The organism is Micromonospora sp. NPDC005237 (assembly GCF_040607775.1).
Classification (GTDB): domain Bacteria; phylum Actinomycetota; class Actinomycetes; order Mycobacteriales; family Micromonosporaceae; genus Micromonospora.
On record NZ_JBEXHJ010000002.1, the window covers coordinates 593,061 to 608,121 of the forward strand.

The window sequence follows — 15,061 nt, forward strand, 5'->3', positions numbered from 1 at the left end:
GATCACCGACCTCCGCGTGGCGCTTCGGTACCGGTGGCGGCAAGGTCACCGGATGCTCCGTCAAGCCAGGCGTGGAAGCGGCTAACCGGCACCACCCAGCGTCGCCCCAGGCGCTCGGCGGGGATCTGCCCGGACCGGACCAGGGCGTAGGCCGAACTGACCGACAGGGACAACATGACGGCCACTTCCTTGACTGTGTAGACCGCCCGGACCGGCCGGGGATGGGCTTCGCCAACCCGAGGGCCAGCCTGCCGTGGCGCGAACGGCACGACGATGGACAAGGTTTCCTCCGAGGGGTTCATGCCGCGAGCGCGGCGGGTTGATCGGTTGCCGAAACGGGGTGGGCTGTTCGTATGCGTGCGGTGTCGAGGTCTGCTCGCCATCGGATGCGGGCCGAGATCGCGCGCAGGAGGCGGTGTTCCAGGGGCGGCACGTCGGGGTCTTCGGGGCGGGCGAGCTCGAACCGGTACCGCTTCGACCCGTCCGCGTCGTCGGCCGCCTGGTCCTGGTCCTCGGTGTCGGCCATGCCCCCGGCGAGGATGGCGCGCACCCAGGCTCGGTTGTCGGCGCGGTGGTCGGCGAGGGTCTTGCCGGACCACTGTCGGGAGACGAGCACGCGTCGGCCGGTGAAGCCGAGGGTGGAGCGTTGGTGGACCTTCCCGGTGCACCGGCCGGGGGTCAAGCCCGCCTTGACGCAGTCGGGCTGGACGCCGTAGAGCAGCCAGTTGGCGCAGGTCGGCGAGCACGGCAGTACGGACAGTTCGGCGTGGAGCCGGTCGAAGTGCGCCTTCTGCGGGTCTGAGCGGGGCTTGGCTTGGTCGGTCAGATCCTTGGTGACGTACTTGGTCACGTACCGGATCGACCGTTCGGCGTCCGTGGTGCCTTGTTCGATGCCTCGTGCGTCGATGCGACCCAGTCGGGCCACGTAGGCGGGCCGGCTGTCGGGTTCCTCCAGGGCGTCGAGCGCTTCACCCCAGGTGGGCAGGGGTTCGCGGGTCTTCGGGTCGACGTACGCCTGTCGGTCGACGTCCCAGACTGGCGGCTTGTCGACCCCGTAGGCCAGTTCGTCGAAGCGGGGCCACCACACCTGGTGGTAGGTGGCCGCCGCGATCTGCTTGAGCAGCCGACGCGGAAGGGTGCCCCGGATGGCGAAGTGCGCGTGTGGGGCAAGTCGGCGTTGCAGCTCCACGGCCCCGGCGTACTGAACGTTCCAGCCGGCGGCCCGGCGGACGTTCTGCCACCACCGGTCCAGGACCCGGGCGAAGTGGATCGAGTCCAAGGCCGCCCGTCGGTAGTCGTAAGTGGTTGGGTCGACGGGGGTGCCGAGCACGTCGTCATGAGGGCCGTGGCGCTGGCCGCATTCGCACGGCGCGATATAGGCGCCGCGTCGAAGGTGGGAGTGCACCGGCCCGTGCGAGCCCAGGGTGAGCGTGACGAGCATGGACGGCCGGTAGGTCTTCCCCGCCTTGCCGGAGTAGGCGCGGCCGACGGTGCGCGGGCCAATGGGCAACCGGGGCAGGTCGGGCGAGTCCTGCCGCCGCCGGGTGGATCGCTTGCGTCGGGGTCGCTCGTCGCGGTCCTTGGGCGTGAGGTGCCCGCGCAGGCTGGTTTCGCCAAGGGCTTCGTCCAGCTCGGCTATTGCGGCGTCGATCTCGGCCAGGTGGGCGGCCCGCTCGTCGGGAGTCATCGGCTGGTACTGCACGGCTTCGCGTTCGAACTCCAGGTGCGCCCGGACCCGCACCAGGGCGAGGACGTCTTCCCCGGGCTTGTCGGGGCGCACGGCGGGTTCGTCGGCGAGGTGCCAGCCCTCGCGGATCTGTTGAATGCGCAGCCGCCGGCCCCGCTCGGCGCAGGGCTTGCACTTGACGGCGAGGGTCGCGCCGCAGGGCACTTCGACGACCTCGGTGAGGCCGGTGGTGGTGTCGGTGCGGCGCAGGGCCAGGGGCCGGACGCAGACGCCGTTCTGTTCGGCGAGCTGCTTGAGCGCGTCCTTCGCGAGGGGTTTACGCAGCCGGTCGGCCCGGGATCCCCGGCGGGGCTGCTCGACGGGCGTGGTGGGGATGAGTTCGAGTTGGTTCACCGGTTCTGCTCCAGGACGAAGCTGTTGCTGTTGCGGGGCGTGAAGGCAGCCGCAGGCACGGGCACCAGTCCTGGCCGACGCTGAACCGGCGCGACGGGGGCCGGGTGCAGCGCGGCCGGGCGAGGCTGTTCGTCGGTGGCTGCCACGGCGACGGTCACCGCCTGGTCCTCGTCAACGGGTGGCCGGTCCTTGACCGGGTTGTAGCCGGGCGGGGCGTCACCCCACTCGCTGGTGTCTGTTGCCGGCTTGTCGACAGAGGCCGGTGCCGCAGGGGTGGTGGAGAAGATGAGCTTGGACAGGCCGAGGAACGCGAGCGCCGGCACGGCCGACAGCAGCGCCCCGGACACGCCCGGCTTGGCCACGGCGAGTTGCGCCGACAGGGACAGGGCGACGGCGCAGACGAGCAGGAACATCGGATACCCGATCGGTCCGCCCGTGCGGCGCCGTCGGCGGATGGTGAGCAGTGCCGCGAGGGGTAGGAGTTCGGAGATGGCAGCGTTAGCCCAGCCGAACCAGTCCCCGGTACCAGTCGGGGAGTTGGCCATGGTCCAGTCGTGCACATGAGTGAACGACGCCGCTCCGGCCAGCCCGCCCACGGTCAGGACGATGAGCACCAGGACCACGCCCTCCACCCGCTCGGTGTTGGTCTTCACCGGGTCACCTCCGGCTCGTCGCAGAGTCGGCGGTAGTCGCGGCCCAGCTCTCGGATGTCGTCATCGGTGAGGTAGGCGAACCGCACCCGCACGGGTTCGCGAACACCGTCGAGGACCACGAATCCCACACCGGGCGACGATTCGGGGATGCGGTCACACAGCGCTCCCCGGTCGCGGGCGACGTCACCGAGGACCATGTCCACCTGCTCCGGCTCGGTCAGCCGCAATCCGATCCGAGTCGGAAACAGGTCCCGGAACGGCAGCACGTCCTTGCGCGGGTCCTGCAACGCCGCCACCACGTGCACCCCGACGGCCCGGCCCTGCGACAGCAGCAGCCCGAGGGCTTCCTTGATCCGGTCGCGGACCTTCCGATCGGTGATGTACGCCGTCAGCGCCGCCAGCTCGTCGACCACCAGGACCAGCAACGGCTCCTCCACCGTCGGCGTGTGCTGGCGAGTCACACCACGCAGCCGAGCCGCACGCAGCCGCATGCGCTTCACGGCCTCGTCGAGGACGCCGGCCATACCGTCCGGGTCGTCGTAGGAGAACCGGGCGAACAGCGGCACCCCGGCCGCCAGCTCCATGCCGCCCTTAGGGTCGAACGCCCACACCTCCACCAGGCCGGAGCGGATGCCGCCGGCCAGGGAGCGGATCAGGGACCACAGCACCGATCCCTTGCCAGCACCGGTCGCGCCCGCGATGAGGACGTGAGATCCGGTTAGCCGCAAGCGGTACGCCTGCCCGTCCTCCCGGACTCCGAGCGGCAGCCCGTCCAGGTCTGGAACGTCGTCCACCGGTAGTGGCGCCACGATGCCGGCAAGCGGGTCGCGGCGCATCAAGCGGACCACCACCCGATCCGGTCGGGCTGTCGAGCGGGCCTGACCGGTGTGCAGGCGAAATGCGTAGGCGAGGCGTTCCGCGGCCTGCCCCCAGTCGTCAGGGATCTGGCCCGGCAGCATCCGCACGGTCAGTTCATCGCCCCACCGGTCGCAGCGCACCCGCAGCAGCCGAGGCACGTACCGGTCACCGCCGAACACGGTCGCCAGCCCGCAGGTGGCCATGACCGACGCCCACCGGGGTCGGTAGACCACCAGGGCGCGGATCCGAGCAACGAGCGGGTACCAGCCGAATCGCAGCCACGACGACGGGTGCCACCGCCACCAGGCCACGCAGTCGACGGCAACCGCCGCGACGACGCCGGCCAGGACGAGGCCACCGAACTCGACCCGCACCCACAGCGCGAGGCCCGCAGGCACGGTGATCCACCAGTAGCGGGCCGCCAGCACGGCGAGACGGAACAGACCCCGACCCAGCCACCAGAAGACCAGCAGCCAGCCCGGAACCCGCCACGCGGGAAGACGCACGTTCATCGGCGCCACGGGGATCTTGTCCCCCGGAATGATGTTGATCAGAGGCACAGGTCACCGCCCCGACCGGAACGGCCACGGCCCAGCGTCGAAATGCAGGACCGGCAGGACATGCGGCGCAGGTCGAACCGGCGCGGCTTCACCCACTCCAGGCAGCGGGGGCAACGGATGGCCGAGACCGAGCCGAGAGCTGGCGGCAGCCGCAGCGCTGAACGGACCGCCGCCTCCACCTCCCGGGAGGCGTGCCGCAGACCGGCCAGGTGGGGGCGGAAGACCATCAGCAGCGCGCCGACCAGCAGCGGCACGGCAATGATCAGGGCAGGGTGAACTACGGTGGGCATCACGCCCTCCTTCATCAGACGAGGGATGGGAGAGCGCGGGAGCGGGCCGGGACTCTTGGCGGGGAAACGACCCGCCCCGCGCGCAAAACCGCAACCGGTCAGGCAGCCACCGAACCGGCCACAACAGACGCCGGACGGACAGCGGTAGCCCGCAGGGAGTACGCCATGCGGGAGCGGCAGTCACCCGAGGACCGGCCCGGCTTGCACCGCTGCGAATCCACGTACGGAGTGAGGGTCAAGCCCTCGAACTCCACAGCCGGCGGGTAGCCCGGCACCGTCGACGGTGGCGGCACCGGCTGCTGCGGCGCCACCACCTTTACCTTCACCTCAGTCGACCGGCCGAACTTCCCGGCCTCCGGGTCCAGGTCCATCACCCGGACCACCCAGACCCGCTCCCCGGTCTCCTTGTCCCGCGCCTGGTTGTCCGCCTCACTACGCCGCTCAAAGTCGATCTGCGGCGACACTCCGAGGCACAGCGCCCCGGCGGGGAAGACGTACTCGGACGGGACCGGCACCTTCAACGTCATCGGAACCACTTGGGGCAACCTCCCAGCCTCACCAGTCGCCTTCCTGACAACCGGTTGAGCTAACAAGCTACGTCAGCTTGTAAGTACAAGCAAGGCTAATGTGAGTCGGCCGCACAATGTGGAGAGTTCGGCGAGGAGGAAGGCAGAAGATGGATATCGAGGCGCTACTTCCCAGTCCTCGTACTCCGCGTGATTACCTGGCTCTCGCCACGGACCCACGGGTTGACGTCGAAGGACTACGGGTCCTCGCCCGGAACCCGTTCTCCTTCGTGCGACTGGCAGTCGCATCGAACATCCGCAGCGATGCATCCGTCCTGACGGAGCTGCTGATGGGCGAGTTCTCCCAGTGGGATCGAAACCGCCTGCTCTGGATTGTCGCTGGCCATCCACAGGCAGGCCGGGTCGTACTACTCAACGTCCTAAGCCAGGTCGCCTTGCTGCTTGCTCAGCGTGACGTCAGGCCCTACGCCGCCGCGATCGCCCTGGCTAGCCGGCCCGAGCTGAGGCCGAACGAGGTCCGCCGCCTTCAAAATCTTCCCGGCGCTTCGAGGCGTATGCGCCGGGGAGCGGAAAGGGCTATCGCGCGTCGGAGCGGCCGGGATGCGGGTGCTGCCTCTCAGGACAGCGCGTAGATGTCTTCGATCTCATGCCGACTACCTGGCATCACCAGGATCGACGTCATGATCGGGTCGCCGGATGATTGATGAACCGTGATGACAACGCTCATGACCGACTCGTCGGCTGGCACGGCCAACGCCTCAGCTTCGACCTCGCTGACCCGGCGGGCAGTCATGCGCTCGGTGGCGTAGTCAGCCCGCAGGCCCTTGTGGCGGGCGATGACGTCAAGCAGGCCGCCCGGGATCGGCTCCGCCTTGGTGATCGCGGTCCCGACCGCGATGTCCACTGGGACGAACGTGGCGACGAGGTCCACCGGCCCCGCCTCGGAAACGGTACGGCGGCGCCGCTCGTAGACCGGCGTACCCTCCGGGATCTCCAACTCCGCCGCGATGCGCTGGGAGGCGAGCACCGGGCCGACGTGCAGGATCTCCGTCTCTCCGGTCTCGTCCAACTCCACCGCGTCGCGGGCGTAGTCGGGTGAGGTGCGGCCGGAAGCTGGCCGGCCGCGTACGAAGCTGCCCTTGCCCTGCTGCGACTCGATCCAGCCATCCTGCTTAAGGATGCCCAGCGCCTTGAGCACCGTCGGGCGAGAGACCCCGAACTCCGTGCAGAGCTGGTTCTCCGACGGCAGCGCCGCACCGGGGGTGTAGTCGCCATCTTCGATGCGCTTCCGCAGCGTGTTCAACACGCGCAGGTATTTCGGCGTCGGAACCTCGTACGCCATCAGTGGCACCCAGCCTTGGGTCGGTAACTCGTAAATACAGGACCAGTTACTTGTCAGCCTTTGCAGGACAGCTAGAACCTATCTAGGCAACCTTGCAGGATTCAAGCTGTCCGCTTCCCGGCGCAGACGATGCAGCGCCCAACGACGTCTGACGGGTGTGCTGGTCAAGCTGCGCCTGAGCAGTCCGGGGCTGGTCACGCAGGGCCACTGATAGATGTGTAGTCATCCGCCGGTCCCTCAGGCAGCAGGAAGCTTGCGCGCACCAGGATTCGCGCCTGCCGGCCGTGGCGGCCGCACGGACCGATCCTGACCCCCTCGACCCAAATCCACTCATCGTCCGAAGGGCGGTGGGCCACCAGCCGAACTCCAGTCACCCACAACGTCACCGGCCCGTCCGACGGCAGGAGTCGATCGGCCGTGTCGATCTCCAGTACCGCGCCGAGTCGTATCCGAACGTCAAACACCGCGTCTCCTCATCACCGGCGCCACGTTGCGAGGCGGCGCGCTGTCGGTCTTGCCTGGCTGGACCTGAAGGCCGGCGATCTGCACGAAGACCTCCCGCCGCGCCAGCGCCTTGCCGCTCGCCGGGTTGATGGAGTAGCCGGTCAGCCACACCCAGCCGTCATAGGTCGGCTTGTCGCACACCGAGGTCACCCGCAACCACAGCACCCGATCGCCGCCAAACTGCACCGACGCCCGACCATCGATCAGCACCAGGTCACCCGGTACGGGGACACCTGGCCGGCGCGGCGTCGGTGTGCGAAGCGCCGAGGCGGGCGGGCTATTCACGGGCCGTCGTTCGGGTCGCGGCCCCACACCAGCACCCACCCCGGGCCAGCCTCAGCAGGTCGCCGCGCGACCAGAACCCGCGCAGTCCAGGCAGGACCGTCGGACCAGAGATCGGGTCTGCTCCGACCCACGCCCCATCCCCCGGACAGCGGTGCGGGCGAGGGTGTACTTCCAGCCCGCGCCCGAGCAGGATTGGCAGTTGCTCGATACGTTCAGCCCCGTCATGCACACAGGTTGTGGCACAAACCGCCCGGCAACCCGGAAAATCTTTCCGGGGTTGCAGCCGACCGAGGGGAGACGGTGAACCAGTGCGCGGAAGAACCAACAACCTGACCATCGGCGAACGCGTCGCCTGGTACCGCTACCGGCGCGGCCTGTCCCAGGAAGTCCTTGCCGGACTCATCGGCCGCACCGCCGACTGGTTGGGCAAGATCGAGAACAACCGGATCGAGCTGGACCGGCTCTCCGTCATCAAGTCCCTCGCCGAAGTCCTGGACGTCTCCCTCGGCGACCTGCTCGGCGAACCCTCGCTGCTCGACTGGACCGGCGACAGCGGCACCGCGACCGTCCCCGCCCTCCGTGCCGCGCTGATGGACTACCGCGTCCTCGGCCCCTTCGGCAGCGGTACGGACGTGGAGCCAACGAGCGTCGCTGTGCTCAGGAAGGAGGTAGGTGCCCTCTGGGATGCTTACCAGGACTCCCGTTTCGGGTACGTGACCGGCCGCCTGCCCGAGCTGCTACACCGCGCCCAGGCCGCCGCTGACCACCACGACGGCGACGACCAGGACCAGGCTCATGGGCTTCTCGGCTTGGCGTACCAACTCGCCGCTACGCAGCTCACCAAGCTTGGAGAGAGCGACCTGGCATGGATCGCCGCCGACCGCGGCTTGGCCGCAGTCCGACCCACGGGTGACCCTCTCGTCACCGGATCCCTGTTCCGCTCCGTCGGACATGCCCTGCACGCCACCGGCCGCTATACCGAAGCTGTACGCCTCACCGAAGACGCTGCTGGCTACCTTGAACCCCACCTCACGCACGCCACACCAGCGCTGCTCTCCGTCTACGGGACGCTGTTCCTGTCCGGTTCGATGGCCGCAGCCCGCTCCAACGACGCCCCCACCACCCGTACCTTCCTCGCCGCCGCCGACCAGGCCGCCGGCCGACTCGGGGCCGACGCTAATCACCTCTGGACCGCGTTCGGCCCGACCAACGTCGCCATCCACCGCGTCGCGACGGCCGCCGAGCTCGGCGACCTACAGGTCGCAATCGACCTCGGCCCGCGCGTCGACACCGCCGGGCTACCGATGGAGCGTCGGGTACGGCACGCCCTCGAAGTCGCCCGCGCCTACAGCTCGTGGAACCGCGTCGACGATGCCCAGGACGTCATCCTTGACGCCGAACAGATGGCACCCGAGCAGGTTCGGCACCACTTCCTCAGCCGCCAACTCGCTCTAACCTGGATCCGCCGCCAACGCGGCAAGCCCTCGGCCGAACTGGTCGGCCTGGCCCAGCGACTCAAGGTGCTCGACTGAATCCACCCCAACTAGGCTGCCCTGGTGACGGCCAACGAGATGCCACCCATGGCAACCCCACGCGTCGCCGCCGGCGCCCTCTTCTTCGATGACCAAGGTCGCGTGCTCCTCGTGCGCCCCAGCTACAAAAACCACTGGGACATCCCCGGCGGCTACGTCGAGCCCGGCGAGTCACCGCGTGCTGCATGCAGGCGTGAGATTCAGGAAGAGCTTGGCCTTAGGATTGAGCTAGGCGCCATGCTGGTTGTCGACTGGGCACCTGTTGAACAGGAGGGCGACAAACTCCTATTCGTCTTTGACGCCGGAGCGCTCACCATCGAACAAGAGCAGGCGATTCGCTTCGGTGATGGGGAGCTGACGGAGTGGCGCTACGTGAAGCCGGACGAGCTGGAGAGGTATGGGCCAGCGAGACTAGCGCGGCGACTGCTGACAGCGATCAAGGCCCGGACCGACAACGTCGGCGCCTACGCCGAACATGGGGTGCAGCCCCACATTCAATAAGCGTTAGAGCGTGGACCTAGCTACACAAAGTGGCATCACTTTCAGGCAGCAGCGCGCTCGTTCGCCAGGCGGTCGAGAGTGATGACTTCGGCCGGACCGGGATGTTTCACGGACCTCACTACAGGCTCCTGATAGGAGAAGCTAAGGCGTTGCCAACGCTTGGCATACTCCGCGGGAACACCGTTATCAGCCACGATGATTTGGACGCGCCCTTTATATGTCTCGGCGAGGATGTCCAGCTGCCTATAGAGGTTGGCTGCCAGAGCCTCGCCAGCACCAATCGACTTGCGCGGACTGTCCAAGACCAGGCACGCTGGCATATTGCTTGTAGGATCCCTCAACGCCACGGAAATCAGTGTCACCCAGTACGCCACGACAAGGGCCGTACGAAGACCGCCCGTGCTGATTTTGTCGAAGCGCTCACCATTCACGTATGGAAGATAAGTCCGACCATCTATCCTGACCGAGCCCACCCCTGGGACGCCAAAATTCGATAACGTCCGGGCGTATTCTTCAGTCAGCGCCGCCAGGAGCTCCTTCTTGGCGAGCTCGATCAAAGACTCACGCCCTGCTGCCGCATCCTTCAATGAGTTGCGAACATCTCTAGCCCTGCGCACCACTCTGGAGATGTCGCTAGCGCGGTCCCAATAACGGAGCCTCTCCTCAAGAGCCTTGATTCTCTCCTCTGCCATTCCGATGGCTTCACTAACGTCCGCAAACTCCTGAAGGCGCGGACTAACGAGCTCACGGCTGCGTTCGTCCACAATCGACGCCAGTTTCTTTGCGTGCTCTTCTGTTTCGGATAATGCCTGTCGCAGCTGCTCCATGCGCGCATTGCCGGCGGCAAGCAGCTCCTCTGTCTCTGCCTGTTGGACCCGCATCTGAGCCACTTCGTACGGTTCATTGCTGGCGTCGAGCTGATGGCTATCCTCCGGCTGGAGGCACAGCCTGCAGTGCCCATCTGGCGTGCTACGGTGCTCCAGATTTTGAGTGCAGCGGGGGCAAATGACGAATTCGATATCCGCCAATGAGGTCCGAACCAGACTTGACATCTGCTTGCGAGGTCACAGATGCCCCCGAGGGCGACCAAAGGGTCATGGGGTACGGGAAGGGCACCCAGTGCACCAGCGAGCTCCGAGCCGTCAAGCTTGCGCCACATCTTGGAGCCAAACTTAGCTCCACCGGACTCCTCGGCCGCCTCTTCGGCTACTTTGCTCGCGAGATATCGCAGGCGCTCCTCTGCGTCGTAGAACTGGCCAGCCATTCCAGGAACGTCTGAATTTTTATGGCGCTCCCGCCTCCACCGCTCGGCGAATGTCTCGGCGCTAAGAATGGTAGTGACAGTGCATCCGCCATCCTCCAGCTTGGCGGCGAGGCGAGTTGCGGCGACTGTTAAGTTTGGAGTCGCGTAGGCTCCTGGGCTGTTGACTGCATTCTGCACAGCGAAGATAACATCCTGGGCAGTCACAACTCGCCGGCGAAGCGTTCGCTCCAGCCGTTGAGTGCTCGATTCGCCTCGAATATTGGCAATTATTCCAGCAAGGTCCTGCAGTGGAAGTTTCCCGCGGCCCCTCATTCTCTGCCGGAACATACCAAGGACTGCATTCCAGGCCGGCCTCGCCATTGTCGCGGAGAGGCCAAGTTGATCAAGCAAGGGCTCGACATACTTCTGAGGTGCCGCCTCCTCGATATTATCCGGCTGAGGGCGGCCCGTATCAAATGTTAGAATCGACAGGAATGCCGAAACGTCATCAAGGAGTTCCTGAGTAGGGGCTATTTGTGCTTTCGACGTACCCTCAAGGGGTCGCCACTTCTTAGGGATATCCGCCTTCTCGGGAATGCGGAGAAGTTCTACCGTAAATGCGCGGAGGACCCGTTCGCAGTCGTCCCGGTTCCCGCCATCTCGGAGCTTTTGACATGCAGCTCGGAGTTCTGACGCATCATCACCACTCTTCAGCTCTGAATTCGTCAGCATCCGGCAGCTCAGACCGCGCCCCAATCCCTTCCACCGCGCGTAGAGGTGGGCCAGACCTCCCTCGTCGGCTAAGGCGGACCAGGTGTAGGCGCCGCGGCTCAGCCCTCGATGCTTCACAGATACGAGCTGGACCTCATCGTCGTCAACGACCGCATAGTCCTCTTGGTGTTCACATAGGATCGCCTTCGAGAGGGCATCATCGTTGTTCGCATCTTCAAGGTGCATGACCGCTACTGCAAAGCTGTCAGCTGCAGCCACGGCAGCTTGCCAGTCGAAGAGGTCCGCCGTGTGCGCCCCGGCGTCTTCCGGAGAGGGGGTTCCCCACAACCTGTCGCGGGCAGTCACGCAGGCACTCCCCTCTGTCACGTTAGAGGTTGCATTGTTGCGTACATCTTGGCTGCCTGCATACCCCCGCACCGACGGCGGCCATTCGGCGATGCCTGCCTGCCGGATCGGGTGATGGTCGCAGGTGAGGGGGTTCCAGCAGCGTGCAGGACAGCGACGCGGGACAGTGACGCAGGACCGGCATCTGCCGAATTGGTCTCATTAGGATCAAGGCGGCCCGCAAGCGGGCCGCGCCGGACGCGCTCGGCCTGCTGGCGGCGCAAGCGCCGGCATCGGCCGGCGCGCCGGCCGAATGAAGGGCATGCCTCCGGCGGGGGGGCCAGACGACTCCGAGATGGAGTTGCCGAACGTTCCAGTTGGTGGGTGGTGGGATGCCATCCCGACAGCCACCAACCCAGGCAGAGCCGAGCAGACCAGGGCCAGGGCGCCAAGGTCGTTCGTCCGGTAGGGCGCTCCACCTTGTCACCCTGGCCCTGGCCCGCTCCACGGTGTGTGGGTCGGCGGCAGACGGGATGGCCGAGGTGGGTGTCGGGTTTCGGTCTGATCGTCGCGTGGTGGGTGTCGGTGGTGGTCCTGTGTTGGCTGCTGGCTGGTAGATGGATTGCAGGGGGTGGGTTGGTGGGGGCGGTTGAGTTGGCCGGTGTCGCCGTGCCGTATCTGGCGACGGTGGCGGGGGCGTATGGCGGGGCGGTGGTGCAGCGGGTGGTGGATCAGTCCGCTGACGTGACGGCGGACGCTGGTGTGGGGGTGGGACGGCGGTTGTTGCGGCGGTTGTTGGGTTCGGGTCGGTCGGTGCAGATCGGTCAAACGGTGACGGAGGTGGGTGAGGAGCCTGATGATGAGGCTGGCCGGGAGGTGTTGCGGGCGGTGTTGGTGAAGGCTCTGTCCGAGGATGCCGGGCTTGCCGAGGATGTGGCGCGAGTGTTGGCCGACGCGGAGGTGACTGGAGCGGTCACGGTGCAGGGGTCGCAGGGGGTGCAGGTGGGGTCGCAGAACACGCAGACCAATCATTTCGGGTCATCGCTCGACGGTCTGCGGTGACCACAGCATCGGACGGTCCGAGAGTGCCACTGTCGGTGTGGGTGGATCGATCGTCAGGGGTGCAGATCGGCTCCCACAATTCGCAGACGAATGTGGGGGTGGACGGGGCGGGGTTGCCGCCGCCGCAGCGGGTCGGTGACGGCGCGGGTGACGGCGGGGCGGTGCACAATCTGCCGGCCGAGTCGCGGGTGTTCGTGGGTCGGGATCTCTCGCAGCTCGATGTGTTGCTGGCCGGTGACGCGTCGGGGGTGGCGGTCGGGCAGGCGGCGGTGCACGGTCTGGGGGGGATTGGTAAGTCGGAGTTGGTGTTGCACTACGCCCGTTACCGGTTGGTTCGGTATCGGCTGGTGTGGTGGGTGACCGCGGATAGCCTAGATGCGATCGCGGTGGGGTTGGGTGGGTTGACGCGGCGATTGCATCCGGCCGCGCCGTTGGCGGATGCGTACGAGTGGGCGGTCGGTTGGTTGCAGGCCAACTCGGGGTGGCTGTTGGTGTTGGACAACGTCGAGGAGATCGATCACATCCTCGGGCTGCTGGGGTTGGTGCGTGGGCGGGGGGACGTGTTGGTAACGACCCGCCGGGATGTGGGTGGAGCGTGGTGGCGGCGTTCGGGGTTGGCGCCGTTGCGGCTGGGGGTCCTCGCCCGGTCGGACAGTGTGGATCTGCTGCACCAGTTGACTGGCCTGGACGACACGGACGGGGCGGGCAGATTGGCCGAGGAGTTGGGTGATCTGCCGTTGGCGTTGGAGCAGGCCGCCGCTTTTATCAGCCGCCAGCCGGATGTTGAATTCGACGGCTACCGACAACGGCTCATCGAAGGCTTTCCCCGTACCGCCGCCCATTCCGGAGGTGGTGGTCAGTCGCAGCGGACCATCGCCGAGGTGTGGCAGATCACCATGAACACTGTCACCGATCAGATGCCGCTGGCCGCACGGGTGTTGGATGTGCTGGCCTGGCTGGCACCCGACGGACTACCTGTCGATGTGCTGTATCCACTGGCTGACGACCCCGACGACGTCAGAGACGCGGTAGCCCTGCTCCTCTCCTACAACATGATCAGCCGCACCGATGCAATGATCGGGGTGCACCGCCTGGTCCAAGCGGTCACCCGCGCGAACCAACCCGCCGACGACCCCGACAGTCTGGTGAGCGAGGCGACCCGGTTGCTGACCGCAGCTATCCCCGACGACCCGTGGGGAAACCCGGCAGGCTGGCCCCGATGGACGGCACTGCTACCCCACATCGACGCTCTCACGGGCACCGCTCCCGCCGACGCCCGCACACCTGAGCAACTTCATCTAGCCGATCGCGCCGCGACCTTCCGACAGGGCCAGGGACAATACGCCACCGCCATCGCCCAATTTGAGCAGGTGCTGGCCGACTGTCGGCGGGTCTTGGGTGACGATCACCCGAACACCCTGGCCACGGGTGGCAACCTGGCCTACGCCTACCAGGAGGTGGGGCGGGTCGATGAGGCGATCCCCCTGTTCGAGCAGGTGCTGGCCGACTGTCGGCGGGTCCTGGGTGATGACCACCCGAGCACTCTGGCCTCGGGCAACAACCTGGCCTACGCCTACCAGACGGTGGGGCGGGTCGATGAGGCGATCATCCAATTCGAGCAGGTGCTGGCCGACCGGCGGCGGGTCCTGGGTGACGACCACCCGAACACTCTGAACTCGGGCAACAACCTGGCGGGCGCCTACGAGGCGGCGGGGCGGGTCGATGAGGCGATCATCCAATTCGAGCAGGTGCTGGCCGACAGTCGGCGGGTCCTGGGTGATGACCACCCGAGCACTCTGACCTCGGGCAACAACCTGGCGAGCGCCTACCAGGCAGTAGGGCGGGTCGATGAGGCGATCCCCCTGTACGAGCAGGTACTGGCCGACTGTCGGCGGGTCTTGGGTGATGACCACCCGAGCACTCTGGCCTCGGGCAACAACCTGGCGAGCGCCTACCGGGCAGTAGGGCGGATCGATGAGGCGATCCCCCTGTACGAGCAGGTGCTGGCCGACAGTCGGCGGGTCTTGGGTGATGACCACCCGAGCACTCTGGCCTCGGGTGGCAACCTGGCCTACGCCTACCAGACGGTGGGGCGGGTCGATGAGGCGATCCCCCTGTACGAGCAGGTGCTGGCCGACAGTCGGCGGGTCCTGGGTGATGACCACCCGAGCACTCTGGCCACCGGCAGCAACCTGGCCCACGCCTACCAGGCAGTAGACCAGGTCGATGAGGCGATCATCCAATACGAGCAGGTGCTGGCCGACCGGCGGCGGGTCCTGGGCGACCACCCGGACACTCTGGCCTCGGGTCGCAACCTGGCCTACGCCTACCAGACGGTGGGGCGGGTCGATGAGGCGATCCCCCTGTACGAGCAGGTGCTGGCCGACAGTCGGCGGGTCCTGGGTGACGACCACCCGGACACTCTGGCCACGGGCAACAACCTGGCGGGCGCCTACCGGGCAGTAGGGCGGATCGATGAGGCGATCCCCCTGTACGAGCAGGTGCTGGCCGACAGTCGGCGGGTCCTGGGTGACGACCACCCGGACACTCTGGCCACGGGCAACAACC

At 66.9% G+C, this 15,061-nt stretch carries 13 protein-coding genes; 4 read left to right on the plus strand and 9 right to left on the minus strand.

Translation table 11 applies throughout. The features are described from left to right. Positions 1-2: 2 nt before the first annotated feature. The 8 genes from ABZT87_RS07700 to ABZT87_RS07735 all read right to left on the minus strand — a co-directional run bounded on the left by ABZT87_RS07700 (position 3) and on the right by ABZT87_RS07735 (position 7,024). Positions 3-383 carry a helix-turn-helix domain-containing protein gene (locus tag ABZT87_RS07700; RefSeq protein ID WP_355004874.1) on the minus strand — a complete coding sequence of 127 codons (381 nt, stop codon included), beginning with the start codon at positions 381-383 and terminating at the stop codon, positions 3-5. Further along, positions 299-2,080 (minus strand): replication initiator, encoded by a 1,782-nt coding sequence (locus ABZT87_RS07705; RefSeq protein ID WP_355134296.1) that lies wholly within the window; start codon positions 2,078-2,080, stop codon positions 299-301. The genes ABZT87_RS07700 and ABZT87_RS07705 overlap by 85 nt, the downstream gene beginning before the upstream one ends. Beyond that, positions 2,077-2,733, minus strand: a complete 657-nt coding sequence (locus ABZT87_RS07710; RefSeq protein WP_355134298.1) for a DUF2637 domain-containing protein — start codon at positions 2,731-2,733, stop codon at positions 2,077-2,079. The genes ABZT87_RS07705 and ABZT87_RS07710 overlap by 4 nt, the downstream gene beginning before the upstream one ends. Next, positions 2,730-4,151 carry an FtsK/SpoIIIE domain-containing protein gene (locus ABZT87_RS07715; protein ID WP_355134300.1) on the minus strand — a complete coding sequence of 474 codons (1,422 nt, stop codon included), beginning with the start codon at positions 4,149-4,151 and terminating at the stop codon, positions 2,730-2,732. Before ABZT87_RS07715 ends, ABZT87_RS07710 begins: the two co-directional genes overlap by 4 nt. Continuing rightward, on the minus strand, positions 4,142-4,441 hold the full coding sequence (locus tag ABZT87_RS07720; protein ID WP_355134301.1) for a hypothetical protein: 300 nt from the start codon (positions 4,439-4,441) through the stop codon (positions 4,142-4,144). Before ABZT87_RS07720 ends, ABZT87_RS07715 begins: the two co-directional genes overlap by 10 nt. 98 nt (positions 4,442-4,539) lie before the next feature. Next, complete coding sequence (locus ABZT87_RS07725) at positions 4,540-4,968, minus strand: hypothetical protein (protein ID WP_355134303.1); 429 nt, start codon at positions 4,966-4,968, stop codon at positions 4,540-4,542. Between the two features lie 616 nt (positions 4,969-5,584). After that, positions 5,585-6,310: a GntR family transcriptional regulator gene (locus ABZT87_RS07730; RefSeq protein WP_355134305.1), complete on the minus strand. Its 726-nt coding sequence runs from the start codon at positions 6,308-6,310 to the stop codon at positions 5,585-5,587. Between the two features lie 456 nt (positions 6,311-6,766). Continuing rightward, positions 6,767-7,024, minus strand: coding sequence for a hypothetical protein (locus tag ABZT87_RS07735; protein WP_355134307.1), 258 nt, complete (start codon positions 7,022-7,024; stop codon positions 6,767-6,769). 383 nt (positions 7,025-7,407) lie between these two features. Here ABZT87_RS07735 and ABZT87_RS07740 point away from each other — a divergent pair, with 383 nt between their 5' ends. After that, a complete protein-coding gene (locus ABZT87_RS07740; protein ID WP_355134309.1) occupies positions 7,408-8,631 on the plus strand; it encodes a helix-turn-helix domain-containing protein in 1,224 nt (407 codons plus the stop codon). A 24-nt stretch (positions 8,632-8,655) separates the two neighbouring features. Further along, positions 8,656-9,132 carry an NUDIX hydrolase gene (locus tag ABZT87_RS07745; protein WP_355134311.1) on the plus strand — a complete coding sequence of 159 codons (477 nt, stop codon included), beginning with the start codon at positions 8,656-8,658 and terminating at the stop codon, positions 9,130-9,132. A gap of 41 nt (positions 9,133-9,173) precedes the next feature. On the opposite strand, the gene ABZT87_RS07750 is transcribed toward ABZT87_RS07745, so the two are convergent. After that, entirely contained in the window at positions 9,174-10,013 is an 840-nt protein-coding gene (locus ABZT87_RS07750) for a hypothetical protein (RefSeq protein ID WP_355134313.1), read from the minus strand. Positions 10,014-12,070: 2,057 nt separating this feature from the next. Between ABZT87_RS07750 and ABZT87_RS07755 the strand changes: the two genes are divergently transcribed. Beyond that, complete coding sequence (locus tag ABZT87_RS07755; RefSeq protein ID WP_355134315.1) at positions 12,071-12,493, plus strand: hypothetical protein; 423 nt, start codon at positions 12,071-12,073, stop codon at positions 12,491-12,493. Between the two features lie 23 nt (positions 12,494-12,516). After that, a partial coding sequence (locus ABZT87_RS07760; RefSeq protein WP_355134317.1) for a tetratricopeptide repeat protein occupies positions 12,517-15,061 on the plus strand: 2,545 nt, incomplete at its 3' end.

Excerpts from the sequence above, each read along its gene's own strand:
- ABZT87_RS07700 (WP_355004874.1), bottom strand. The coding sequence starts at position 383 with ATGGCGAGCAGACCTCGACACCGCACGCATACGAACAGCCCACCCCGT.
- ABZT87_RS07720 (WP_355134301.1), bottom strand. The coding sequence starts at position 4,441 with ATGCCCACCGTAGTTCACCCTGCCCTGATCATTGCCGTGCCGCTGCTG.
- ABZT87_RS07750 (WP_355134313.1), bottom strand. The coding sequence starts at position 10,013 with ATGCGGGTCCAACAGGCAGAGACAGAGGAGCTGCTTGCCGCCGGCAAT.
- ABZT87_RS07725 (WP_355134303.1), bottom strand. The coding sequence starts at position 4,968 with ATGACGTTGAAGGTGCCGGTCCCGTCCGAGTACGTCTTCCCCGCCGGG.
- ABZT87_RS07730 (WP_355134305.1), bottom strand. The coding sequence starts at position 6,310 with ATGGCGTACGAGGTTCCGACGCCGAAATACCTGCGCGTGTTGAACACG.